Here is a 24,941-nt window from a genome sequence, read left to right on the forward strand (position 1 = left end):
AAATTACATTTTAAAAATCAGTTAACTTCTAATTTTTACTTAATTATAAGTAGGAATTTCTTGCAAAAAAACATAGGTTTCTTTTTCAAAATCCATTTTGCAATAATAATGTTGCAAACCATTGGTAACTATTAAGTAATTTGCTTTTAATTTTAAGTTATAACGTGCAATCTGATCAAAAGTGTCTTGTGTAATTTTTATTTGTGGAGCTTTACATTCTACAATAATATCTGGTTCACCATTAGCATTAAAAACTAAGATGTCTGTTCTTTTTTTACGATTATTGATGGTTAATTGTTTTTCTAATGCAATTAAAGAAACTGGGTATTTTTTTTTATCAATTAAAAAAGAAACATAATGCTGACGAACCCATTCTTCTGGAGTTAATACAAAATACTTTTTTCTTAAATTATCAAAAATAAGCGTCTTATTTTCGCTACTTTTGAGTTTGAAATTATATGTAGGTAGATTGAGTTTTTGCAGCTTCATTACCACGAATATCACAAATAAAAATGATTTATAAAAAAGAAAGCTACGATATTGTTGGTACTTTATTTGAAGTCCATAATAATTTAGGTGGTGGTTTTTTAGAAGTTGTTTATAAAGATGCATTAGAATATGAATTAAAGAAGAAAAATATAAGTTTTGAAAGAGAAAAAGAATATGTAATTAATTATAAGGATGTTATTTTACCACATAAATTTTATGCTGATTTTGTAATTTTAGATAAAATAGTTTTAGAAATAAAATCAGTGAAAGAATTTCATCCAAAGCATATAGCTCAGTGTATTAATTATTTAAAAGTTTCTGGAAATAGATTATGTATTTTAGTTAATTTTCAAAATGAATCATTAGAATTCAAAAGAATTGTATTATGATTATCTTGCCACCAATTCACAAATTTTGTGATTTATAAAATGATTATTTATTGGTGAATTCGTGGCGAATAAAGTAAAAAAATAAATGAACGAAATAAGAACCATTGTTTCAGATATTAAAAAAGGTAACGTAAAACCCATATATTTTTTAATGGGAGAAGAACCTTATTATATTGATAAAATTTCTGATTATATTGAAGAAACTGTGTTAGATGAATCAGAAAAAGGATTTAATCAGCAAGTGTTGTATGGTAGAGATGCAAGTGTAGAAGATATTATCTCTTCTGCTAAACGATATCCTATGATGGCTGAAAAGCAAGTTTTAATTGTAAAAGAAGCACAAGATTTAAGTAGAACTATAGAAAAGTTGGTTTCTTATGCTCTAAACCCACAACCAACAACGGTTTTAGTAATTAATTACAAATATAAAAAATTAGACAAGCGAAAAAAACTACATAAAGCTATTGCAAAATCGGGTTTAATTTTTGAAAGTAAAAAGCTTTATGAAAATCAAGTTGCAGATTGGATTCGTAGAGTTTTAAGCGGAAAAAAATATCAAATAGAACCAAAAGCAGCTCAAATGTTGGTAGAATTTTTGGGTACAGACTTAAGTAAAATATCAAACGAATTAAGTAAGTTGATGTTAATTTTGCCTAAAGAAACCATTATTAATGATAAGCATATAGAAGAAAATATTGGTATTTCTAAAGACTTTAATAATTTCGAACTTCAGAAAGCAATTGGTGCTAAAGACGTAGTTAAGGCAAATAGAATTATTAATTATTTTGTTGAAAATCCGAAGAACAATCCAACAATAATGACCATTTCATTGTTAAATAATTTCTTTACAAAACTATTGCTTTTTCATGGTTTACAAGACAAATCTAAAAGTGCAGTTTCTAAAGCTTTAGGTGTTGGTTTTTATTTTATAGATGATTATTTTATGGCTGCAAGAAATTACCCAATGCGTAAAGTGGCACAAGTAATTGCTTTTTTAAGAGATGCAGATGTAAAAAGTAAAGGTGTAGGCGCAAACCAAACTCAAGGAGATATATTAAAAGAATTGTTATTTAAAATACTACATTAAAATGAAAAATATTTTTGAAAAAGAAGTTACAGATTCTGTAATAAAAAGAATAGAAAAATTATCAGTAGAAAGCCAACCAAATTGGGGTAAAATGTCAGTTGCACAAATGCTAGCTCATTGTTCTGTTACTTACGAAATGGTTTTTACAGATAAACACGCCAAGCCTAACCCTTTTGTAAAATTGATGTTAAAAGCATTTGTTAAAAAAGCGGTTGTGGGTACAAAACCTTATCCTAAAAATAGTAGAACTGCACCTCAATTTATTATTTCTGATGAAAAAGAGTTTCTTGTAGAGAAAAAAAGATTGATAGATTATATCAATAAAACTCAAGAATTAGGTGAAAATTATTTTGATGGTAAAGAATCGCTTTCTTTTGGTAAATTAACAAAAGAAGAATGGAATATTATGTTTTACAAGCATTTAGATCATCATTTAACGCAATTTGGAGTTTAATCTATTTTCGATCTAAAAAATCTTGATAAGCGTTTTGAGTAATTGCTTTTCCTAAAGAATCTAATGTAGAAGTTTTGCTACCTTCATCTAGAATTGGTTTTTTACTGATGTAATCGTAAATAAAAACACCTTCTTTAGAAATGGTTCCATAACCTTTATTAAAGATATAATGTGCATATTGTTTTTTAGATGTGTTAAAGATATTTTTACTAAAAATAAAATCTTTATTATCGCCATTTACTAAATCTAAAAGAGAATAAGAAAAATCTACTTGACTAGAAATAGCAGGAATTTCGATCCCTTTTTTGTTTAAAGCTCCACCCAACCAAAGCATAGGAATTCTGAATTTTTTTGGTGAAAAATATGGTCCAGTATGTTTTGGTGAACTGTGTCCATGATCAGACATTATTACAATTATTGTGTTTTTATACCAAGGTTGTTTTTTCGCAAATTCAACAAAATCACCAATGGTTTTATCTGTGTAATGATGTGCGCTTCTAAAAGTATTGTCATGTATATCATTACCAAACTTATACTCACCTTTAATGTCATAAGGCTCATGGCTAGATAAAGTTAAAGCAATATTAAAAAATGGTTCTTTTGGTGTTGTTGATAAATCTTTGGCCAATCTTTTCATAAAAACATCATCGTAAGCACCCCATTTAGAACTCCAATCTTTAGAATCAAAATCACTACCATCAACAAAATTTGTGATTCCAGCATTTCGTAAATAAGTATTCATATTCCCGAAATTTAAATCTCCACCATAATAAAAAGTTGTTTTGTAACCTAAATCTATCATTTTTTGAGGCAACATTGGTAAACTTCTAGTTTTATTGGGTGTTCGCATAATTCTTTCTATGGGTTGTGGATAATAACCACTTAAAACTGCAGGTATTCCCTTATCTGTTCTATCACCATTTGCATAGAAATTTGTGAATAAAATTCCTTCTTTAGATAGTCTATTTAAGTTAGGGGTAACATTAGGTTCACCACCTAAAGAACCAACAATTTTGGCAGGCAAACTTTCCCAAAGAATTAGAATTACATTTGGTTTATCAGTATTTAAAATAGAATCTATATTAGCATTTAAAAGTTGTTCTCTTCTTTCGCTTTCTATTTTTAGTGCTGTTTGTTCATCAAAATGTTTATAATAATTTATACCATCTGTTTTATGAGTTAATGTGTTGAAGAAATTCCAGATAAAATTTATTGCAGCATGATTTGCAAACATTTTATCAGAAAAATAGACATTACTTTGATTAATAGGTACTATTTGTAAACCACCTCTTACAGGTATTAATAATGATAAAGTTAGAATAAGAAAAACGGGTATTTCTAACCATTTACCAGAATCTATAAAACTGCTAAATTTCTTAATGTTTTTATTAAAAAGCTTAATAAAAATATAAGAAAATACAAACCAAGCTAATCCACCAGAAAACATTTGAAAATTAGATACTGTAGAGAGCATTAATTCTGGCGTATTTAAATAAGGTAGAATAGAAGTATCTAAACGTGTTCCCCAGGCTTGATACAGACCAGCATCAATCAATAATAATAAGTTTATAATTATGATTAAAACAATTGTATACCATTTTATAATATTTACAATTATATTTTTATTGATAAATATTGAGAAAATAACCAAGAAAAAAGGAATTATAGACAAATATGCAGCAAAAGATAAATCTAACCTTAAACCATATAAAAATGTTTTTAAAATGGTTAAAAAGCTAATTTCTTGAGTTTTATCAAAATAATAAGCTAGAAAAAATGTGCGTGCAAAAACAAAATATAGCACCCAAAAAATATAGTAGAAAACGTTTAACCTAGCTCTATTTAATAAATTTTTCAAAAGAATAATTTTTCACAAAAAAACAACATTATTTTATCGTAAAAAAAATATTAACAAAAAGTTATTCTGTAACCTTTAAACGAGCTTTAGCAGTTACAGAAACATCAGCATAATTATTATTCAAAAATTTTAAATAGCCAGTAATTGCAATCATTGCAGCATTATCAGTTGTGTATTCAAATTTAGGAATGTAAGTAGACCAACCAAAATGTTTTTCTGCCAATTGTAATCTTGCTCTAATTTCTGAATTTGCAGAAACTCCACCAGCAATTGCAATTCTTTTAATACCGGTTTTTTTAACGGCATTTTTTAATTTGTCCATTAAAATTTCTACAATTGTATATTGTATAGAAGCGCAAATATCATTCAAATTTTCTTCTATAAAGTTAGGATTAATTCGTTGTTGTTTTTGAATAAAATACAAAATACCTGTTTTTAAACCGCTAAAACTAAAATCTAAATCACCTACTTTTGGTTTGGTAAATGGGTAAGCTTTTGGGTTACCTAATTTTGCGTATTTGTCTATTAAAGGTCCTCCAGGATAAGCTAAGCCTAAAATTTTGGCAGATTTATCGAAAGCTTCTCCAACTGCATCATCTATAGTTTGCCCTAAAATTTCCATTTCAAAATGATTAGTAACTTTAACAATTTGTGTGTGGCCACCACTAATTGTTAAACAGATAAAAGGAAACTCTGGTATTTTACTGTTTTCTTCTTCAATAAAATGCGCTAAAATATGAGCTTGCATGTGATTTACATCTATTAACGGAATTTGTAAACCCAAAGCCAAAGATTTAGCAAAAGAGGTACCAACAAGTAAAGACCCCATTAAACCTGGGCCTTTGGTAAAAGCTATAGCAGATAATTGTTCTTTTGTAATATTAGCCTGCTCTAAAGCTTGTTGTACAACTGGCACAATATTTTGTTGATGTGCTCTAGAAGCTAATTCTGGAACAACACCTCCGTATTTTGAGTGTACTTCTTGGTTAGCAACAACATTACTTAAAACTTTTGCGTTACAGATTACAGATGCACTAGTATCATCGCAAGAAGATTCAATTGCTAAAATATATATGGATTTGTTCATGAATTCAGTTAAAGTATTGCAAAATTAAGTATAAATTTAGCTATGTTTTCAAATTTAATTATAGATATTTAATAGTTTATTAAATTTGCACGTTATTTGTAATAATTGGCAATATTTTTGCTGGTTAATTATATAGTTTTCAATTTTAAATAACAACTCTCATCAAAAATAAAGGAAAAATAATACTAAAATGGCTAGGGTACTTTGTACTCTTTTTATTGTTTATAAGTATTATACTTTCTATACCTGCTGTACAAACAAAAATAGGTAATTATTTAACTAATAAAGTTAATAAGGATTTTGGTACAGATTTAACTATTGAAAAAGTAGATCTATCTTTCTTAGGTAGTGTACAATTAAAAGGGGTTAAGATAAAAGATCATCATAAAGACACCTTAATTTATGTAAATAAGTTAAGTACTTCAATATTAAATGCAAAAAGAATTATAGATAGCGAAGTTAATTTAAAAAGTATTTCTTTAGATGATGCTTTTTTTTACATGAAAACTTATAAAGGAGAAGATGATGATAACCTTTCTGTTTTTATAGATTCTTTTGATGATGGTAAGCCTAAAGATTCTTTAGCTAATCCATTTATTTTAAGGTCATCAAATGTTTATGTAAATAATTTAAATTATAAAATTGTTGATGCAAGAAAGACAGATTCAGTAATCTATTTTGCAAAAAATGCAGGTGGTAATTTACAAGATTTGTCAATAGAAGGGCCAAACTTTTCTACAAACATTAGGGGTTTACATTTTACTGATAAATACGGATTAAAAATCACCAATTTAACTACTAATTTTGAGTACACTAAAACTGCAATGCATTTTTTAGAAACTACATTGCAAACCAAGAATACAGATATTAAAGCCAATATAGATTTTACTTACAAAAGAGAAGACCTAATAGATTTTAATAATAAAGTACAAATTAACGCGCAATTTAAAGATAGTAAAATAGCTATTCAAGACGTTAAAAAGTTTTATAACGAATTAAATGGTAATGATATACTTAGTTTAAAAAGCGGAAAAGTTAACGGAAAACTAAATAATTTTGAAGTAAAAAAATTAAACCTTTCTTCTAAAAAAGGATTGTTTATAAATGGAGATTTATCTTTTGTAAATGCCTTAAGAACAGAAAGAGGTTTTATTTTTGAAGGTGATTTAGCCAATTTAAGAGCAACTTACAAAGAGTTAAAAAATATTTTACCCAATGTATTAGGTAAAACTCTACCTACAGATTTTGAGAAACTTGGTAAGTTTAATTTAAAAGGTCATGTTAAAGTTACACCTGTTCAAATTCAGGCAGATGTTATTGTAAACTCTCAGATTGGTTCTACAATTTCAGATTTACAAATTGGTAATATAGATAATATTGACTATGCTACTTATAATGGAGAAATTGAGCTGCAAGATTTTAATATAGGTGTTTTTTTTAACGATCCATTATTTGGTAAAGTTTCTTTAAAAGGTGATGTAAATGGTAGTGGTTTTAAATTAGATAACATTAACACTAAATTTTTAGGAAACGTATCTGAATTTGAGTTTAAGAACTATAACTATAAAAATATTTCTGCAAATGGTTTGTACCAAAACAATAAGTTTGATGGTGAATTAAAAATTGATGATACCAATTTTAAAATGGACTTTAATGGTTTAGCAGATTTATCTAACGAAATAAATAAGTTCGATTTTAAATCAGATATTACTTATCTTAATTTAAAAGAAACCAACCTTTTTACTAGAGATAGTATAGCTAATTTAAAAGGTTTAATAGTCTTAGATGTAGAAGGTAATACTTTCGATGATATTGTTGGTAATGCTGTTTTTAAAGATGTGTATTATACCAATCAAAAAGAAGAATTTAGTTTTAAAGAGTTTAAAGTTTCATCATCTGTAAGAGATAGTATTAAAAGAATAGACTTAACATCAGAAGATATTGCAAATGGTTTTATAGAAGGTAAATTTACTTTTTCTGAAGTAGGTAGAGTAGCCCAAAATGCTTTGGGTAGTATTTATGCAAATTATCAACCTTTTGAGGTTAAACCTAATCAATTCTTAGATTTTAATTTTACCATTTACAATCAAGTTGTAAATGTGTTTTTTCCTGAAGTTTATATTGATGATAATACCAAGATTAAAGGTAAAATAGAATCTAATAAAAACCAATTAAAACTTACATTTTCATCGCCAAGAATAGATGTTTATGGTAATGAGTTAAAAGAAATTTTATTAAGAACAGACAATCAAAACCCTTTTTATAATTCGCATTTAACAGCATCAGAAGTAAATACAAAATATTATAAAGTATCTAAATTAAACTTACTTAATAAAACTCAAAATGATACTTTGTTTTTTAAGTCTGAATTTAATGGTGGATTAAAAAATAACGAAAACTTTAATTTAGATTTTTTCTATACTATAGATAAAGAAGAAAAATCTGTATTAGGTTTCGAAAAATCTACGTTTGTATTAAAAAATACAGCTTGGAAAATTAATCCTGATGAAAAAAATACAGATAAAATTACTTTTGATTTAAGTAATAACGAGTTTAATTTTAGCCAATTTAAATTAACATCAGGTCAACAAGAAATTAAATTTAAAGGAAATTTAAAAGGTGATTCTGAAAAGAAGTTTTTTGCTGATTTTACAAAGGTTAAATTACAAAGTTTTATGCCAGATATAGATAGTTTAGCATTAAAAGGTAAGGTTTCTGGTAATTTAGATTTTGTACAAAACGATAATATTTATCAACCAGAAGCAGTTTTAGTAATCAAAGATTTTGAAGTCAATAATTTTAATCAAGGAGAATTAGCTATTAATATTATTGGAGACAATTCTTACGAAAAATACAATGTAGATTTATCAATAAAAAATGATAAAGTAAAAAGTATTGCAGCAACAGGTGTTTTAGATTTTTCTAATAAAAGACCTATAATAGATTTAGAGGTGTTTTTAGAAGATTATCAATTAGAAGCATTTAGTCCCTTAGGTCAAGATGTAATTTCTTCTTTAAGAGGTAGTGTTTCAGGTAATTTTAATTTAAGAGGTTTTTTAGGGAACCCAGATATGGAAGGTAGTTTAACACTTAAAAACGCAGGTTTAAAATTCCCATATTTAAATATAGATTATGATTTTGATGGTTTGTCAGTTATAACTTTAGATCAACAATCGTTTATTTTAGAAGCTATAAATCTAGTAGACACAAAATATAAATCTAAAGGTAAATTTTTAGGAAGTATTACACATCAAAATTTTGAAAAATGGTTTTTAGATTTAGAAATAGACACTAACAATCTATTAGTTTTAGATACACAAAATACAGAAGAAGCATTGTATTATGGTACAGCTTTTATGGATGGTACAGCAAATATAACTGGTTTAACAGACCAATTAGATATTACTGTTAATGCAAAAACCAATGCAAATACAAAGTTTGTAGTTCCTTTAAAAGATGTTGAAACTGTAGATAGTTACAGTTTAATACATTTTAAAACAGACAAAATTAGTACAGAAGACAGGCAAAAGCAATTAGCAGAAGAAGCAGTAAAAAACTTATCTTTAAACATAGATATAGAGGTTACTAAAGATGCAGAAGCACAAGTTGTAATTGATGAAATTAATGGAAGTCAATTATCTGGTAGAGGCTCAGGGAATTTACAAATAAGAATAGATACAAGAGGTAAATTCGATATGTTTGGTGATTATATTATTGATAATGGAGTATATGATTTTAAATATGGAGGTATAATTAATAAACCATTTGTAATTCAAAAAGGAGGTACAGTTTCTTGGAGTGGTAACCCATATGAAGCTAATTTAGATGTTACAGCCATTTACACAGCAAAAGCTAATCCTGGAGTTTTATTAGAAAACTTTAATTCTAATAGAAAAGAAGAAATAGATTTAGTAACTAGAATTACTGGAGATTTATTTAATTCTAAACAAGAATTAGATATTCAACTAACAAATGTAGACCCAACCATAGCAAGTGAGTTAGAATTTATTTTAAATGATAATAATGTGAATGAAAAAACCACTCAGTTTATTTCATTATTAGCCTTTAATTCATTTAGAAACCCAGATAATGCTAGTTTCGATGTTAATAATACATTAACTAGTACTGCCTCAAGCGCAATTGCAGGCGCTTTTTCAAATTTATTAAATAGTCCTGATAGTAAATTTCAATTAGGTTTAGACTATCAACAAGGAGAAGTTAATGATATAGATCGATTAAATATAGATAATCAATTTGATTTATCTGTAAGCACACAAGTTAGTGAAAGAGTAATAATTAATGGTAAAGTAGGTGTACCTGTAGGTGCAGAAACTCAATCTAGTGTTGTTGGTGAGGTTAAGGTAGAAGTATTACTAAATACAGATGGTAACTTTAGAGGTATTATTTTTAATCGTCAAAACGAAATTCAGTACTCACAAGAAGAAGAAGGCTACACACAGGGTGTAGGTCTATCATATCAAGTTAATTTTAATACAATATCAGGTTTACTTACTAAAATTGGTTTAAAGAAGAAAGCCATAAACAAATCAGAAAATCTTGTAAAAAAAGATACTTTAAAACCTAAAAAGAATCAATTAATAAATTTTGAAGGGAATTAATCATTAACATTTCCGCAAAGATTTTATAACAATTACTTATCAAAAAAATGAAAACGATTTCGAGTCAGAATCTTTAATTTTCCTTTTAAAATAAGGGAGTTTAAGGCTATAACGTTTTCGTAACTTTATTATTTTAAATCATTAAAAAGAATTATTTTTACATCATAATAATATGAAAAAAATAAAAAAAATAGGCGTTTTAACTTCTGGAGGGGATTCTCCAGGTATGAACGCAGCAATCAGATCTGTTGTAAGAACTTGTGCTTTTTATAAAATAGAGTGTGCAGGTATTTATAGAGGATATCAAGGTATGATTGAAGGGGATTTTATAGAACTAAATGCACGTAGTGTAAAAGGTATAATCAATAAAGGAGGTACATTCTTAAAGTCTGCAAGGTCTAAAGAATTTATGACTAAAGAAGGTAGGCAGAAAGCTTTTGAGCAGTTACAAAAAGCAAAAATTGATGCTTTTGTTGTAATTGGTGGAGATGGTAGTTTCACTGGAGGGTTAGTTTTTAATCAAGAATTTGGTTTTCCAGTAATGGGTATTCCAGGAACTATAGATAATGATATAGAAGGTACTTCTCATACACTTGGTTACGATACAACATTAAATACAGTTGTAGATGTTATCGATAAAATTAGAGATACTGCATCATCACACAACAGACTTTTCTTTGTAGAGGTAATGGGTAGAGATGTAGGTCATATTGCATTAAATGCTGGTGTAGGTGCAGGTGCAGAAGAAATTTTAATACCAGAAGAAGATTTAGGATTAGAGCGTTTATTAGAATCTTTAAGAAGAAGTAAACAATCTGGTAAATCTTCTAGTATTGTAATTGTTGCTGAAGGTGATAAAACAGGTAAAAATGTTTTTGAATTAAAAGACTATGTAAACGAACATTTACCAGAATATGAAGTTAGAGTATCTGTTTTAGGTCATATGCAAAGAGGGGGGTCTCCTTCTTGTTTTGATCGCGTTTTAGCAAGTAGAATGGGTGTAAAGGCTGTAGAAAGTTTAATTGATGGTAAATCTAATTTAATGGTAGGTTTAATTAGCGATAAAATAACTGTTACACCATTAGAAAAAGCAATTAAAGGACAATCGAAAATAAATAAAGAATTAATACGAGTTTCAGATATAATGTCTGTATAACATAAATAACAAGAATAAGATGATTAAAATAGGAATTAACGGATTTGGTAGAATTGGTAGATTAGCATTCAGATCTGCAGTTAAAAGAGAAAATGTACAAGTAGTTGCAATAAATGATTTATTAGACGTAGATTATTTAGCTTATATGTTAAAATACGATTCAGTTCATGGTGCTTTTGATGGTACTGTAGAAGTTGCAGATGGTAAATTAATCGTTGATGGTAATGAAATTAGAATTTCTGCAGAAAGAAACCCAGCTGATTTAAAATGGGATGAAGTAGAAGCTGAATATGTTTTAGAATGTACTGGTATTTTCAAAAGCTTAGAGCAAGCTGATTTACACATACAAGGTGGAGCTAAAAAAGTAGCTATTTCTGCTCCTTCTGGAGATGCACCAATGTTTGTAATGGGGGTAAACCACACAAAATTACAAGCTTCAGATACTATCTTTTCTAACGCATCTTGTACAACAAACTGTTTAGCACCAATTGCTAAAGTTTTAAATGATAACTTCGGAATTGCAGAAGGTTTAATGACAACTGTTCACGCAGCAACTGCAACTCAAAAAACTGTAGATAGCCCTTCTAATAAAGATTGGAGAGGTGGTAGAGCTGCAATACACAATATTATACCTTCTTCTACAGGAGCTGCAAAAGCAGTAGGTAAAGTAATTCCTGAATTAAATGGTAAATTAACTGGTATGGCTTTTAGAGTACCAACTATGGATGTTTCTGTTGTAGATTTAACTGTAAAGTTAGAAAAAGGTGCTTCTTACGAAGAAGTAAAAGCAGCAATGAAATCTGCTTCAGAAAATGAAATGGCAGGTGTTTTAGGTTATACTGAAGAGTTAGTAGTTTCTCAAGATTTTGTTGGTGAAACTCGTACTTCTGTATTTGATGCAAATGCAGGTATTGCTTTAAATGATAACTTTGTAAAAGTTGTTTCTTGGTATGATAATGAAATCGGTTATTCAACTAAATTAGTAGATTTAGTAGAATATTCTGCATCATTATAAACAAAAATAATTATATAATTTTTAAGCCTAAGTGTAAGAAATTACACTTAGGCTTTTATTTTAAACTTAAATATGGAAATAGCAATTATAGCTCATGATGGCATGAAAGCAGAAATGGTTCAATTTTTAAATGAACACAAAGAAACATTACTTCAAAAAAGAATTCAATTAATTTCTACAGGTACAACAGGTTTAAAAGCAGAAAAAGCAGGGTTTAAGGTAACTAAGTTTTTGTCAGGCCCAATTGGTGGTGATGCTCAAATAGCAAGTAGAGTAGCAGAGGGTAAATGTAATATGGTTTTATTTTTTAGAGACCCACATGCAAAACATCCTCATGAACCAGATATTATTATGTTATTAAGAATTTGTGATGTACATAATGTGCCTTTAGCAACAAATCCTTCTACTGCAAATTTATTAATTAAAGCTATTTAATAGCAATTACGCTAATCTCTACATTTACAAATTTTGGTAAATTAGCTACTTCTACAGTTTCTCTGGCAGGTGCAGTTTCTTCATTAAAATAGCTTCCATAAATGGCGTTAATTTTAGCAAATTGATGCATATCAGCAATAAAAATAGAAGTTTTAATTACGTTATCAAAGGTCATTTCTGCAGCTTCTAAAACAGCTTTTACATTTTCCATTACTTGTTTGGTTTCATTTTCAATAGAATCTAAAACCAATTCACCACTTTCTGGGTTAATTGCAATTTGACCAGAAGTATATAAAGTATTTCCACTTAAAACTGCTTGATTGTATGGACCAATAGGAGCAGGAGCATACTTAGTTGTTATTATTTTTTTCATTTTTATGTAAGTTTAATATCTTTAAATATCAATTTAAATAAGGATAATAATAAAAGATTTTGAAGAAGTGTTTTATCTTATAATTAAAATAAAACTCTATCTGGTGGTTTGTTTTTATCCCATTTTAAATCAGATAGTGTAGATGATTTTACACCAATAAAAAAGGTGTAAGAAGAATTTGTACCAAAAGGAACCCAGTTAAAATTAAACTGCCAACTATCTAAATCTCTTGTAAAATTAAATCGAGAGAAAGAGAAAGCACCACCTTTAACATCATAACCAGAAGAGTAACCCACTTTCCATTTTGGTGATAATTCTATATTACCACTAAAACCTAAAGTATGCACACCAACTTCTCCAGGTTCTATACCATTATTACTATAATTAGCAGAATAGACTAAGTTTAAAGACCAAGGTATTTTAGCTCTATATAAGTCTGTTTTTGTAGTTCCTCCTTTTTCATTTTTTGCTGTAGTTCTTCTACCTTGATCATTTGTTGGGTCTATATTAGCACCCATTGTATCTGGAGGATTGTTAGCACCATTTCCATTTTTATCTTTATCATTCTCTTTCGATTTATCAAAATCAGTACTAGAAATAGAATAATTTGCGGTTAAATTTGCACTCGATAATCTAGGAAAAGAATTAAATTCATTAATTCTAACAGTACTTCCATCTACATCAATTGCTTGATAAGGATCTAAAGAACCAGTAAAGTTTAACGCTAATTTATCTTTAAATAAACGAGTACCAGCATTAAATGAAACATTAGACCAACGTAAACTATCAGCAGCAATATTATAAGACGAACTAAAATTTAAGTTGTTTAAGAGCATTACTTTTTCATCTTCTTCATCACTATCTGGGTCTTTGGGGGCTACTTTTGCCTCTAAAACATTATTTAAAGAGATCCCAATAGAATTACTTAATCCAGAGGATGGAGCTCCGTAAATTCCTTGATCAAAAATTGTGTATTCTTCAAAGTCAGTTGGGTCTGTACTTTGTTGTACTTCTTTAATAAATTTATCTTTAAAATCGGGTCTGTAAGAATATGAAATGGTAGGTCTAAAGGTATGTCTAATAGCTTTTAATCTTCCTTTTTTAAAGTTGAAAGTACCATAAATATTGGTAGATAAACTAACACCCATATTATATTCTCTATAGGTTTTAAAACCTCTTAAAGTATCAGTTACAACAACGTTACTAGTTTCATCATATTCTTTTTGAATATAATCAAATTGCCAAGTTTCTTCATAATTTGCACTTGGTGATAATGTAAAGTACTTAAAGGCTGTTATATTGGTGCTAGTACTTGTGCTGTGTTGTGCACCAGCTCTAGCTGTTTCAAACATTTTACTAGTTAAAAACTCATCATCTGTGGTGTTAATTAAATACTGACCTTGCATATTATAATTAAAACCTAATTTTTGAATAGGGTTATTTTTTATACCTCCTTTTCCTTGAAAAGGATAAAGTCTATTCATATTTAAAGTTAAAGAAGGCAAAGTCATAGTTATGCTTTCTGTATTTGTATTTTGTTGATGTGTAGCTGTAAGAGCCATATTAAAAGGTGTACCAACAAAAGTTTTACTATAATTTATAGATGAGTTAAAAGTATTATTTTGGGTTTGTGCTACATTATATTGGTTTAGAGATTCTCTAAAAAAGCTACTACTCCCCAAATTTACTGAGGCAGAAAACCTAGAATTAGGACTGGCTTTTGAGTCTTGACTATGGCTCCACCTTACATTAAAATTATTGCTTTTACTAAAATCATCAAAACCTCTAATACCACTAATAATATTTTCGAAATCAAAACTAAAAACACCACTAAATCTATAGCGTTTTACATAATTAGAGTTAGTTCTAATACCCCAACTACCATTAGCCCAAACATCTGCAGTAAGATTTAAATCTACATTATCATTAATTGCAAAATAGTAACCACCATTTTGTAAACCAACACCTCTGTTACTACTTCCTGTATCAAAAGATGGCATTAAAAAACCAGATGTACTTGTTTCTGTCATAGGGAAATAGGCAAAAGGCAATACAAGTGGTGTGGGTACATCTGCCAAAACTAAATTACTAAAACCAACAATAATCTTTTTTCCTGGTACTAATTTTGCTTTATCCGTTTTAATGTAGTAATCTGGCACTTCTTTTTCTGAAGTAGTAAATTTTATTTTTCTGATATAAATTGTAGAATCATTTACACGTTTTGTTTTTTCACCATAAGTAAACATTTCTCCTTGTTTGGTTTTTAAACCATAAATTAGAGCACGTTTACTTTTAAAGTTATACAATATAGAATCTTGTTCAGATTCTTGGCCACCTTGTTTAAAAACTGGTCTTTGTGCATAACCAGTACTATCTATAATCCCTTTTGCAAAAAGTGTATTTTTCTTATAATCAATAACAATTATACCAGCCTTTAAATCTATATCTGTATAAGTAATGTTGGCTTCGTTATATAAAGTTACTGTTTGGTCTTTAGCATTTTGAATTGTATAATCTTTTGCTACATGAACAATAATATCATCAATAGACTCTTTTGGTTTTAAAGAATCATTAACAACGGTATCTATTTGTTTTGTGAGTAAACTATCTTTTTTAAATTGAAAGATAGAATCTTTGTTAATTGTATTTAAAGAGTCTTTTTTCTTCGGATTAATCGTGTCTTTTACTACAGTAGGTATTACTATTTTTTCTTTGGATTTTATATCTTGTGAAAAACTATTCTTTATTACAAAGAAGCAGCAAAATAAAAGTAAGTATGATAGGTTTGTTTGCAATGCTATAAATACTATTTTTGTAGTGAGTAAAAGTATGGCTCAATATTTGAAACACAAAATTAATGAAGCCAAAATTAGTTAAAATTTATTGATGAATAATTTACATGCCCACAAATTTAATATCAACTTAAAAAATCTATTCTTTTTAGTCATTTCTTTGTTTGTTTTCTTGTCATCATCAATAATAAACGCACAAAAGGTATATACTATTGTAATAGATGCAGGTCATGGAGGTAAAGATCCTGGTAATTTAGGAAATGGTTATAAAGAAAAAGACATTGTTTTAAAAGTAGCGTTAATAGTTGGTAAAAGTTTATCTAAAGAAAAAGATATAAAAGTTATTTATACTAGAAAAGGAGATACTTATCCAGATCTTTGGAAAAGAGGTGAAATTGCAAATACAGCTAAAGCAGATTTGTTTGTTTCTATTCATTGCGATTCTCATACCTCTAATGCTTTTGGGGCAGGTACTTTTGTTTTAGGTTTAAGAGGTAATAAAAAAAACTTAGAAATTGCTAAAAGAGAAAATGCTTCAATTTTATTATACGAAGATAATTATAAAGAAAAATACAAAGGTTTTGACTCTAATTCTGCAGAATCTGTAATTGGTTTGTCGCTTTTACAAGAAGAAAATTTAGATAAAAGTTTAGAAATAGCCAGTTTAATTCAGAGTAATTTTGCCTATAAATTAAAACGTAATAATAGAAAGGTTAAACAAGATAATTTTCAAGTATTAAGAGAAACAATTATGCCAAGTGTTTTGGTAGAATTGGGTTTTTTAACCAATAAAAATGAAGGTAGATATTTAAATTCTTCTAAAGGACAACAACAAATGGGTAAAGCAATTGTAGATGCTTTAAAAAAATACATTAATAATTTAAAATTAAATACAGTTAACCAAGAAACATATAATAATATTAATGTAGATGTTGTAGAATTTAAAATTCAAATTGCTTCTGGTAAAAATAAAATACCTACAAAATCTTATAATTTTAAGGGTTTATCAAATATTCAGAGAGTGCAAGTTGGTAGTTATTACAAATATTATTATGGTGTAAGTAACTCATATAAAGAGGCTTTAAAATCTTTAAAGATTGCAAAACAAAAAGGATATAAATCAGCTTTTATGGTTGCTTTTAAAAATGGAGAAAAAGTTGCTGTACAAGATGTGTATAAAATGAATTAAATTTGATGGTAGCAACCAAAAATAATTAGTAATATTGTTAGTAAATTTCCAAATATGTCAAAAGAATTAAAAACCGGTATAATAGCTATTTTAATTGTAGTTGCTTTTTTTTGGGGCTATAATTTTTTAAAAGGCCATGATGTTTTTTCGCCCTCAGCAAGAGAGTTTATTGTAGAATATAATAATGTAGGTGGTTTAACAGAAGCAAGTCTAGTTACAATAAATGGTTTAAAAGTAGGACAAGTAGAAGATATTAATTTTAACAATAATCCTGGTAAAAAAGGAAAACTAGTTGTTAGATTCACTTTAGAAAATGATATTGAATTCTCTAAAGAAAGTATTGTAAAAATATATTCACCAAACCCATTATCTGGTTCTAATTTAGCAATTATACCAAGTTATGAAGGTGAACTTGCTGTTACATCAGATACTTTACAAGGAGAAATAAAAGCTGGCTTATTAACATCTATAGGAGAACGATTAGATCCCTTACAAACAAAATTAGAAAAAGTTATAGTAAGAGCAGATACTTTGTTTAGCGGAATAAATAAAGTTTTAAATGACGAAACTATTGTTGGTATAAACTCTTCAGTAACCAATTTAGCAGCAACTATTTATGAGTTAAGACAAGCTGTTACATCTGTTAACCATTTAGTTTCTGATAATAAAGAAAACTTAAAAATAACCTTAGAGAATGCAAAAAATATTACTGGTAACTTAAATAAACTTTCAGATAGTTTAACAACAGTTAACTTTAATCAAATTGTACAGAAAGCAGAAAATGCTGTAGACAATTTTAACGAATTATCAATTAAAATTAACTCAACAGATGGTACTATTGGTAGGTTAATTAATGATGATGACTTGTATAAAAATATGGAAGCAGCATCAAAAGAATTAGAACAGTTATTAAGAGATTTAAAAACAAATCCTAAGAGATATGTTCATTTTTCTTTATTTGGTAAAAAACCTAAAGAATACGTTCCTACAGCTCCAGATAGTTTGTTGTTTATCAAAGAATAATGTTATATTAATTTAATTTTTATAGAATGCAATATTTACCAAACATATTTTTTATTATCGTCTTAATTGCAGGTATTGGTTTTTTTGTGATGAATGTCAAAAAATTATCAAGAAACATCAAATTAGGGAAAGATGTAGATAGAACAGACAGAAAGTCTGAACGTTTAAAAAATATGATGATGATTGCTCTTGGGCAATCTAAAATGGTAAAAAGACCTTTTTCAGGATTTTTGCATATTATTGTTTATGTTGGTTTTATCATTATAAATATTGAGGTTTTAGAAATTATTATTGATGGTATTTTTGGCACACACAGAATTTTTCTTGGTGTTTTAGGCAATGCTTTTTATGGTTTTTTAATTGGTACTTTCGAGGTTTTAGCTGCTTTAGTTTTTATTGCAGTAGTTATCTTTTGGTTACGTAGAAATGTATCTAACATTAAACGTTTTTTAAGTAAAGAAATGAAAGGTTGGCCAAAAAATGATGGAAATTACATCCTTTATTTTGAAATGGTTTTAATGACCTTGTTTTTGGTGATGAATGCCACAGATCCAACATTTCAACAAGCAGGGATTGGAAATCCAATAAGTCAATTTGTTGCGCCCTTATTTAATGGTTTTTCTCCAGATACAATTCATGCAATTGAAAGAACTGCTTGGTGGATTCATATTTTAGGAATTTTAGTTTTCTTAAACTATTTATATTATTCAAAGCATTTACATATTTTATTGGCATTCCCAAATACATATTTTGCAAATTTAAATCCAAAAGGACAATTCAATAATTTAGAATCAGTTACTAACGAAGTTAAATTAATGATGGACCCTGATGCAGATCCTTATACAATGCCAGAAGAAGGAGCAGAAGAAACTGTGCCAGAAAAATTCGGTGCATCAGATGTTACAGATTTAAATTGGGTGCAATTATTAAACTCTTATACATGTACAGAATGTGGTAGATGTACATCATCTTGTCCTGCAAACTTAACTGGTAAAAAACTATCTCCTCGTAAAATTATGATGGATACAAGAGATCGTTTAGAAGAAGTTGGTAGAAATATTGATGCTAATAATGGTGTTTTTGTTGATGATAATAAGCAATTATTAAACGATTATATTTCTCCAGAAGAACTTTGGGCATGTACAAGTTGCAATGCTTGTGTAGAAGAATGCCCTGTAAACATAGACCCATTATCTATTATTATGGATATGAGAAGGTATTTAGTAATGGAACAAAGTGCTGCTCCACAAGAATTAAATATGATGATGACTAATGTTGAAAATAATGGAGCTCCTTGGCAATATAATCAACAAGACAGATTAAACTGGGCAAACGAAGAATAAACAATTTTTAATTAATAATTATCAATTACGAATTGTTTAAATTCATAATTCATAATTCAAAATTTGTAATTTATGATAGTACCAACAATGGCAGATATGATAGCTCAAGGCAAACAACCAGAAGTGTTGTTTTGGGTTGGTGCTGCAGGAAGTTATGATGATAGAGCAAAAAAAATAAGTAGAGCGTTTGTTAAAATATTACATCAAGCAAAAGTAGATTTTGCAGTTTTAGGCATTGAAGAAACTTCTACAGGAGATGCAGCAAAAAGAGCAGGAAACGAATTCTTGTTTCAAATGCAAGCCATGATGAATATTGAGGTTTTAAATGGTTATGAAGTTAAAAAAATTGTGACATGCGATCCGCACTCATTTAATACTTTAAAAAATGAATACCCTTCTTTAGGAGGTAAATACGAAGTATATCATCATACACAATTCATACAAAATTTAATATCAGAAGGTCGTTTAAATATAGATGATACTACTTTAAAAGGTAAAAGAGTTACGTTTCATGATCCTTGTTATTTAGGTAGAGCTAACGAAGTTTACGAATCTCCAAGAGATTTAATAAGAAGATTGGGCGTTAATTTAACAGAAATGAAACGTCATAAAGAAACTGCTTTATGCTGTGGTGCAGGAGGTGCACAAATGTTTAAAGATGCTGAGCCTGGTAACAAAGAAGTTAATGTTTTAAGAACAGAAGATGCTTTAAAAACCAAACCAAATATTATTGCAACAGGTTGCCCTTATTGCAATACTATGATGACAGATGGAATAAAATTTAAGGAAAAAGAAGCAGAAGTAGTTGTAAAGGATATTGCAGAGTTAATTGCAGAAGCTAATAATTTATAACCTTAATCATGCCAATAATAAAAGAAGAAGTACTTAATGAATTATACTCAGAATTAGATAAGTTAAAAATCGATAAAGAAAAACTACAGGCTGGTTTTGTAGATTTAAAACTAAAATCTAATCAAGAGAAAAAAGCAAATAGAAGAAATATTATTATTTTAATTATTGCAATCATTATACTTGTTTTTTTATCAATATTCCTTTACTCAAAGCATTCAAATGCACAATCTGTTTTAGAAACTAAAGAGCAAAAAATAGTTACTTTATTAAACCGAATAAATTCTGAACCAAAATCATCAGTTTTAAAATCTGCTGTTATTAATCCAGATGTAATTTATACCATTCAATTAGGCGTTTTCGAAAAATTAGATTTAGACATTAGTACAAAAGAAAATTTTAGTTTTAAAGAAATTGAAAATAAAAACAAACGAATTTATCAATTGGGAGTTTTTTCTAGTTACACAACAGCAACTTTATTTAAAGAAGAAATTAAAAAAATTGGTTTAGATGATGCTTTTATAGTACCATATAATAAAGAAAGTAACAGAATTGATATTAAAAAAGCTTTGGTTTTAAGCAACGAAGAATTTTATATTAAAGAGTAGTTTTTTATGACGAATTATTTTAAAAATGATTTAGTGTCAGAATTACCAGATATTACAAAAATTGAATTTAAGAAAATTGATAAAAGTTACTTTAAGGTAATTTTAATCAATTTTTTTTTAGTTATTGGTTTGTTTTTAGCTGGGTTAATTGTGTTGCATCAATTCGTTTTTCCAGATTATTTAAACGAATATATTTTATACCTATATCTGTTATTTACATTTCTTTTTTTGTTAATTTTTATTTTTGAAAAAATGAGTTTTTCTAAAAGAAAATATGCTTTAAGAGAAAAAGATATTTCTTATAAAGAAGGTTTAATTGTTAAAAAATTAACGACAGTACCTTTCTCTAGAATTCAACACGTAGAAACTGACGAAAAACCCTTTTCAAGATTATTTGGCTTGTCTTCTTTAAGTGTATACACAGCAGGCGATAGTAGTGATGATTTGGTAATAAAAGGCATTAAAAAAGAAACAGCTCTGCAAATCAAAGAATTTATAAGTATCAAGATTAATGAATAATTCTTTTGATTTTTCTTCTTTCTCAAAACAATCTCCAAAAGGAATTTTTGTTATTTACACAGCACTTATTTACAAGGTTTTAAAAGCAACTTGGCTATTGTTGTTTATTGTTTTTAAAGATTTCTCTGAGATATCAAGTTTTAATGTAAACTACATTTATGCAGGCTTTGTTTTTATTTTACTTTTTTTATTGATAAGAGCCATCTTAATTTATAAAAATTTCCAGTTTAAAATTAAAGATGATCATTTTATATTAAATCAAGGCATTTTAAAAAAAACGAATACAGCTATACCATTTCATAGAATTCAAAACATAAACTTTAAACAAAATATATTTCAGCAAATCATTAATGTTTATGAAGTTAGTATAGAAACTGCTGGAACAAGTAAAACCGAAATTTCTATTAAAGCACTATCCTTAGAAAAAGCAACAGCATTAAAAGAAATTATTGCTACAAATAAAGAATTTAATTCAGAAAATAATATAGAAACAGAAATAAAACCATTATTAAATATTGATGTTAAAGAATTGTTTAAAGTAAGTTTAACCGAAAATCACTTGCAAAACCTATTTCTATTTTTAGCACTATTAATTGGTTTTTTTCAGCAACTACAACAATTTACAGATAGCATTGGTAAAACAGAAACCTTAGATGGTTTTATAAAAGAAAATACTAATGCACTAACAACAAGTTTATTCTTAATATTTATACTATTAATTGCACTAATTGTAATTGCATTAATAACATCTTTTGTAAGAGTTTTCTTAGTGCATTTTAATTTAAAGGTATATTTAAAAGAAAACGCATACGAAATTAATCAAGGGTTATTTACCAAGAAATCTATTGTCTTAAAAAAGGGAAAGGTTCAGCATATTAGAATATCAACAAATCCTTTAAAACAATTAATAGGTATTTATTTTGTTACTTTTAAGCAAGCTGTAAGTGGTAAAACAAACAGTAAAAAGAAAGAAAAATTAATACGTATAGTTGGTTGTAAAAAAGATCAAATAGAAACAATAAAAAATAGTTTATTTCATTTTTCTGATGTAGAAAACAGTCTTAAAAAATTTCCTGATAATTATTATAAGAGAAGAATTTTTCTTTTCACTTTTTTATTTTTAATTATAGTTTACACAGCATTATATTTAACATTTTCTCGTATTGAAATCTTCTATTCTATTCTTTTAGTGATACCTATTGTTGTATTTTTGGTCTTTACAAAAGTAAAAAAACGCTTTTATAAAACCTCTGATTCTATGTTGTTGGTTGGTAAAGGTTTATTAGAAACTCACATTACTTATTTAGAAATTTTTAAAGTGCAAAATATTAAAATGAAGCAAACTATTTTTCAGAAAAGAAGCAATGTAGCAGATATAATCTTACAAACTGCTTCAGGTAAAATAAAAATTCCTTGTATTCCTTTTTCTGATGCCATAAATATTTATAATCACACTTTATACAAAGTAGAAAATACAAATAAAGAATGGATGTAAAAAGTTTTATAAAAGCAGCTCGTTTAAGAACTTTACCTTTATCTGTTTCAGGGATAATTGTGGGGAGTTTTTTAGGTCATTTTGAATATTTAAACTCTCCAGATGTTTTTAGTTGTTGTTTTGGATGCCCTTCAATTTTTCAATCTGAAATTTTCTGGCTAGCAATTCTAACCACAATAGGTTTTCAAGTATTATCTAACTTTGCCAATGATTATGGAGATGGAATTAAGGGATCAGACAAAAACAGAACAGGAGAAGCAAGAATGGTTTCTTCTGGTGCAATTACTCCTAAACAAATGAAAAGGGCAATGATAGTAACTACAATAATCACTTTAATTATTGCAATACTGTTAATATATGTTTCTTTTGGTAGTGAAAACTTTGGTTATTCTATTTTGTTTTTTTTACTTGGTATTGCCTCAATAACAGCAGCAATTAAATATACAGTTGGTAATTCAGCTTATGGTTATTCAGGTTTTGGAGATGTTTTTGTGTTTATTTTCTTCGGATTATTAAGCGTTGTGGGTTCGTATTTTTTATTTACAAAAAGTATCAACTTTACTATATTTTTACCAGCAATTTCAATAGGTTTATTAAGTACAGCTGTTTTAAATTTAAATAATTTAAGAGACAGAGAAGAAGACAAAAAGAATAATAAAAACACTTTAGTTGTTAAATTAGGTACTGAGAAAGCAAAAAAATATCATTATTGTTTAATTTTCGGATCTTTAATTTCAGCATTAACTTTTGTCTTTTTAACTTTTGAATCTGTTTATCAATTTGTATTTTTAATGGCTTTTATTCCGTTAATTAAAAATGTAAAAACAGTATCAGAAAATAAAATTCCTGCAGAACTAGATAAAGAATTAAAAAAAGTAGCATTAAGTACCTTTTTATTTGCAATTCTTTTCGGAATTACAAACACATTTTTTTAAAGTATAACAGATAAAATTAAGTATTATGAATATTCAGTTTTTAGGTCATTCTTGTTTTTCTATTCAAATAGAAGATATTTCTATTATTGTAGATCCTTTTATTACTGGTAATTCTTTAGCTTCTCATATTGATATAGCTACTTTAAAAGCAGATTATATTTTGTTAACCCATGCTCATCAAGACCATGTTTTAGATGTAGAGGCAATTGCAGAAAGAACAAAAGCTGTGATTGTATCTAATTATGAAATTGCCTTGTATTATGGTGCTAAAGATTTAAATGTATTTGCATTAAATCATGGAGGTACTTTTAAAGCAGATCAATTTTCGGCAAAATATGTAAATGCAATTCATACTTCTTCTTTTGCAGATGGAACTTATGGTGGTGAACCAGGAGGTTTTGTATTATCATCTAAAGAGAAAAATATTTATATTGCTGGTGACACAGCTTTAACTATGGATATGAAATTAATACCAATGTCATTTACGTTAGATGCCGCAATTTTACCAATTGGAGATACTTTTACAATGGGTGTAGAAGATGCAATTTTAGCAAGTAATTTAGTTGAGTGTAATATAGTAATTGGTTGTCATTTTAACACATTTCCGCCAATTGAGATTGATGTAAATAAAGCAAAAGAAAAATTTTTATCAAAAGAAAAAGAATTAATTATTTTAGAAATAGGAGAAGATAAAAACATTTAAATGAAAATTATAAAAATTATTTTAGGGATTATAACTGCCCTTACAATTGTATTTTTTGCAACAGGCTTATTTGTAAAAGAAACCAATTATACCACACAAGTTTCTGTAAATAAACCATTAGAAGAAGTTTTTACTACGTTTAATAATCAAGAGAATTTAAAAGAATGGATTCCAGAAATAAAATCTTTTGAGGTAATTAATGAAACTTTAGGCAGAACAGGTAATACCTATAAAATAGTAGTTGTAAATCAAGGTCAAGAAATTACCATGACAGAAAAAGTGATGGCTTACATACCAAATGAAAAAGTAACATTATTTTTTGATGCCGAAAATATGCTAAAAACAGACGATTACATTTTTACAACAGAAAATGAATTAACAACAGTTACTTTAAACTCTTCTTGCAGAAGTGATTCTTATATAATGTCTTGTTTGTTTCCATATTTTAAAGGCACTTTTAAAAGACAAGACCAAGATTATTTAAATAATTTTAAAAGTTTTGTAGAAAAACAATAATTTTATT

The 24,941-nt window shown here is 27.6% G+C and carries 22 protein-coding genes; 17 read left to right on the plus strand and 5 right to left on the minus strand.

The genetic code is table 11. The features are described 5' to 3' along the window. Nucleotides 1-39: 39 nt before the first annotated feature. On the minus strand, nucleotides 40-483 hold the full coding sequence (locus KO506_RS16485) for a type I restriction enzyme HsdR N-terminal domain-containing protein (protein WP_436836421.1): 444 nt from the start codon (nucleotides 481-483) through the stop codon (nucleotides 40-42). Nucleotides 484-512: 29 nt separating this feature from the next. Between KO506_RS16485 and KO506_RS16490 the strand changes: the two genes are divergently transcribed. The 3 genes from KO506_RS16490 to KO506_RS16500 all read left to right on the plus strand — a co-directional run bounded on the left by KO506_RS16490 (nucleotide 513) and on the right by KO506_RS16500 (nucleotide 2,419). Further along, complete coding sequence (locus KO506_RS16490; protein ID WP_215996032.1) at nucleotides 513-878, plus strand: GxxExxY protein; 366 nt, start codon at nucleotides 513-515, stop codon at nucleotides 876-878. Nucleotides 879-963: 85 nt separating this feature from the next. Beyond that, nucleotides 964-1,965: a DNA polymerase III subunit delta gene (gene holA / locus KO506_RS16495; RefSeq protein ID WP_215996033.1), complete on the plus strand. Its 1,002-nt coding sequence runs from the start codon at nucleotides 964-966 to the stop codon at nucleotides 1,963-1,965. Between the two features lies 1 nt (nucleotide 1,966). Next, complete coding sequence (locus KO506_RS16500) at nucleotides 1,967-2,419, plus strand: DUF1569 domain-containing protein (RefSeq protein ID WP_215996034.1); 453 nt, start codon at nucleotides 1,967-1,969, stop codon at nucleotides 2,417-2,419. Between the two features lies 1 nt (nucleotide 2,420). On the opposite strand, the gene KO506_RS16505 is transcribed toward KO506_RS16500, so the two are convergent. Both KO506_RS16505 and tsaD read right to left on the minus strand, forming a co-directional pair. Continuing rightward, nucleotides 2,421-4,277 (minus strand): LTA synthase family protein, encoded by a 1,857-nt coding sequence (locus KO506_RS16505; RefSeq protein ID WP_215996035.1) that lies wholly within the window; start codon nucleotides 4,275-4,277, stop codon nucleotides 2,421-2,423. Nucleotides 4,278-4,338: 61 nt separating this feature from the next. After that, nucleotides 4,339-5,364, minus strand: a complete 1,026-nt coding sequence (gene tsaD / locus KO506_RS16510; protein WP_215996036.1) for a tRNA (adenosine(37)-N6)-threonylcarbamoyltransferase complex transferase subunit TsaD — start codon at nucleotides 5,362-5,364, stop codon at nucleotides 4,339-4,341. Between the two features lie 218 nt (nucleotides 5,365-5,582). On the opposite strand from tsaD, the gene KO506_RS16515 reads away from it, so the two are divergent. The 4 genes from KO506_RS16515 (at nucleotide 5,583) to KO506_RS16530 (ending at nucleotide 12,589) form a co-directional block, all read left to right on the plus strand. Beyond that, nucleotides 5,583-9,983 (plus strand): translocation/assembly module TamB domain-containing protein, encoded by a 4,401-nt coding sequence (locus KO506_RS16515; RefSeq protein WP_252726898.1) that lies wholly within the window; start codon nucleotides 5,583-5,585, stop codon nucleotides 9,981-9,983. A 172-nt stretch (nucleotides 9,984-10,155) separates the two neighbouring features. Further along, nucleotides 10,156-11,139: a 6-phosphofructokinase gene (gene pfkA, locus KO506_RS16520; RefSeq protein ID WP_215996037.1), complete on the plus strand. Its 984-nt coding sequence runs from the start codon at nucleotides 10,156-10,158 to the stop codon at nucleotides 11,137-11,139. Between the two features lie 19 nt (nucleotides 11,140-11,158). Further along, on the plus strand, nucleotides 11,159-12,154 hold the full coding sequence (gene gap / locus KO506_RS16525) for a type I glyceraldehyde-3-phosphate dehydrogenase (RefSeq protein WP_215996038.1): 996 nt from the start codon (nucleotides 11,159-11,161) through the stop codon (nucleotides 12,152-12,154). 72 nt (nucleotides 12,155-12,226) lie between these two features. Next, on the plus strand, nucleotides 12,227-12,589 hold the full coding sequence (locus KO506_RS16530; protein WP_215996039.1) for a methylglyoxal synthase: 363 nt from the start codon (nucleotides 12,227-12,229) through the stop codon (nucleotides 12,587-12,589). On the opposite strand, the gene KO506_RS16535 is transcribed toward KO506_RS16530, so the two are convergent. After that, on the minus strand, nucleotides 12,582-12,962 hold the full coding sequence (locus KO506_RS16535; protein ID WP_215996040.1) for a Rid family detoxifying hydrolase: 381 nt from the start codon (nucleotides 12,960-12,962) through the stop codon (nucleotides 12,582-12,584). The two genes, KO506_RS16530 and KO506_RS16535, sit on opposite strands and share 8 nt — an antisense overlap. A gap of 83 nt (nucleotides 12,963-13,045) precedes the next feature. After that, nucleotides 13,046-15,757 carry a putative LPS assembly protein LptD gene (locus KO506_RS16540; RefSeq protein WP_215996041.1) on the minus strand — a complete coding sequence of 904 codons (2,712 nt, stop codon included), beginning with the start codon at nucleotides 15,755-15,757 and terminating at the stop codon, nucleotides 13,046-13,048. 91 nt (nucleotides 15,758-15,848) lie between these two features. Between KO506_RS16540 and KO506_RS16545 the strand changes: the two genes are divergently transcribed. From KO506_RS16545 to KO506_RS16590, 10 genes are all read left to right on the plus strand, one after another. Continuing rightward, the gene (locus tag KO506_RS16545) at nucleotides 15,849-16,943 is read left to right on the plus strand and encodes an N-acetylmuramoyl-L-alanine amidase family protein (protein ID WP_215996042.1); all 1,095 of its coding nucleotides are present in this window, start codon (nucleotides 15,849-15,851) and stop codon (nucleotides 16,941-16,943) included. A gap of 54 nt (nucleotides 16,944-16,997) precedes the next feature. After that, entirely contained in the window at nucleotides 16,998-17,966 is a 969-nt protein-coding gene (locus KO506_RS16550) for an MlaD family protein (protein ID WP_215996043.1), read from the plus strand. Between the two features lie 26 nt (nucleotides 17,967-17,992). After that, nucleotides 17,993-19,309: a (Fe-S)-binding protein gene (locus tag KO506_RS16555; protein WP_215996044.1), complete on the plus strand. Its 1,317-nt coding sequence runs from the start codon at nucleotides 17,993-17,995 to the stop codon at nucleotides 19,307-19,309. A 72-nt stretch (nucleotides 19,310-19,381) separates the two neighbouring features. Next, nucleotides 19,382-20,161: a (Fe-S)-binding protein gene (locus tag KO506_RS16560; RefSeq protein ID WP_215996045.1), complete on the plus strand. Its 780-nt coding sequence runs from the start codon at nucleotides 19,382-19,384 to the stop codon at nucleotides 20,159-20,161. An 8-nt stretch (nucleotides 20,162-20,169) separates the two neighbouring features. Continuing rightward, nucleotides 20,170-20,766: a hypothetical protein gene (locus KO506_RS16565; RefSeq protein ID WP_215996046.1), complete on the plus strand. Its 597-nt coding sequence runs from the start codon at nucleotides 20,170-20,172 to the stop codon at nucleotides 20,764-20,766. A 6-nt stretch (nucleotides 20,767-20,772) separates the two neighbouring features. Beyond that, nucleotides 20,773-21,285, plus strand: a complete 513-nt coding sequence (locus tag KO506_RS16570; protein ID WP_215996047.1) for a PH domain-containing protein — start codon at nucleotides 20,773-20,775, stop codon at nucleotides 21,283-21,285. Next, nucleotides 21,278-22,780, plus strand: coding sequence for a PH domain-containing protein (locus tag KO506_RS16575; RefSeq protein WP_215996048.1), 1,503 nt, complete (start codon nucleotides 21,278-21,280; stop codon nucleotides 22,778-22,780). The genes KO506_RS16570 and KO506_RS16575 overlap by 8 nt, the downstream gene beginning before the upstream one ends. Beyond that, on the plus strand, nucleotides 22,771-23,715 hold the full coding sequence (gene menA / locus KO506_RS16580; protein WP_215996049.1) for a 1,4-dihydroxy-2-naphthoate octaprenyltransferase: 945 nt from the start codon (nucleotides 22,771-22,773) through the stop codon (nucleotides 23,713-23,715). The genes KO506_RS16575 and menA overlap by 10 nt, the downstream gene beginning before the upstream one ends. A gap of 25 nt (nucleotides 23,716-23,740) precedes the next feature. Further along, complete coding sequence (locus KO506_RS16585) at nucleotides 23,741-24,418, plus strand: metal-dependent hydrolase (protein WP_215996050.1); 678 nt, start codon at nucleotides 23,741-23,743, stop codon at nucleotides 24,416-24,418. Further along, a complete protein-coding gene (locus KO506_RS16590; RefSeq protein WP_215996051.1) occupies nucleotides 24,419-24,934 on the plus strand; it encodes an SRPBCC family protein in 516 nt (171 codons plus the stop codon). It begins immediately after the preceding gene. The last annotated feature ends 7 nt before the right edge of the window (nucleotides 24,935-24,941 follow it).

The sequence above is a fragment of the Polaribacter vadi genome (genome assembly GCF_018861005.1).
GTDB classification, from domain to species: domain Bacteria; phylum Bacteroidota; class Bacteroidia; order Flavobacteriales; family Flavobacteriaceae; genus Polaribacter; species Polaribacter vadi_A.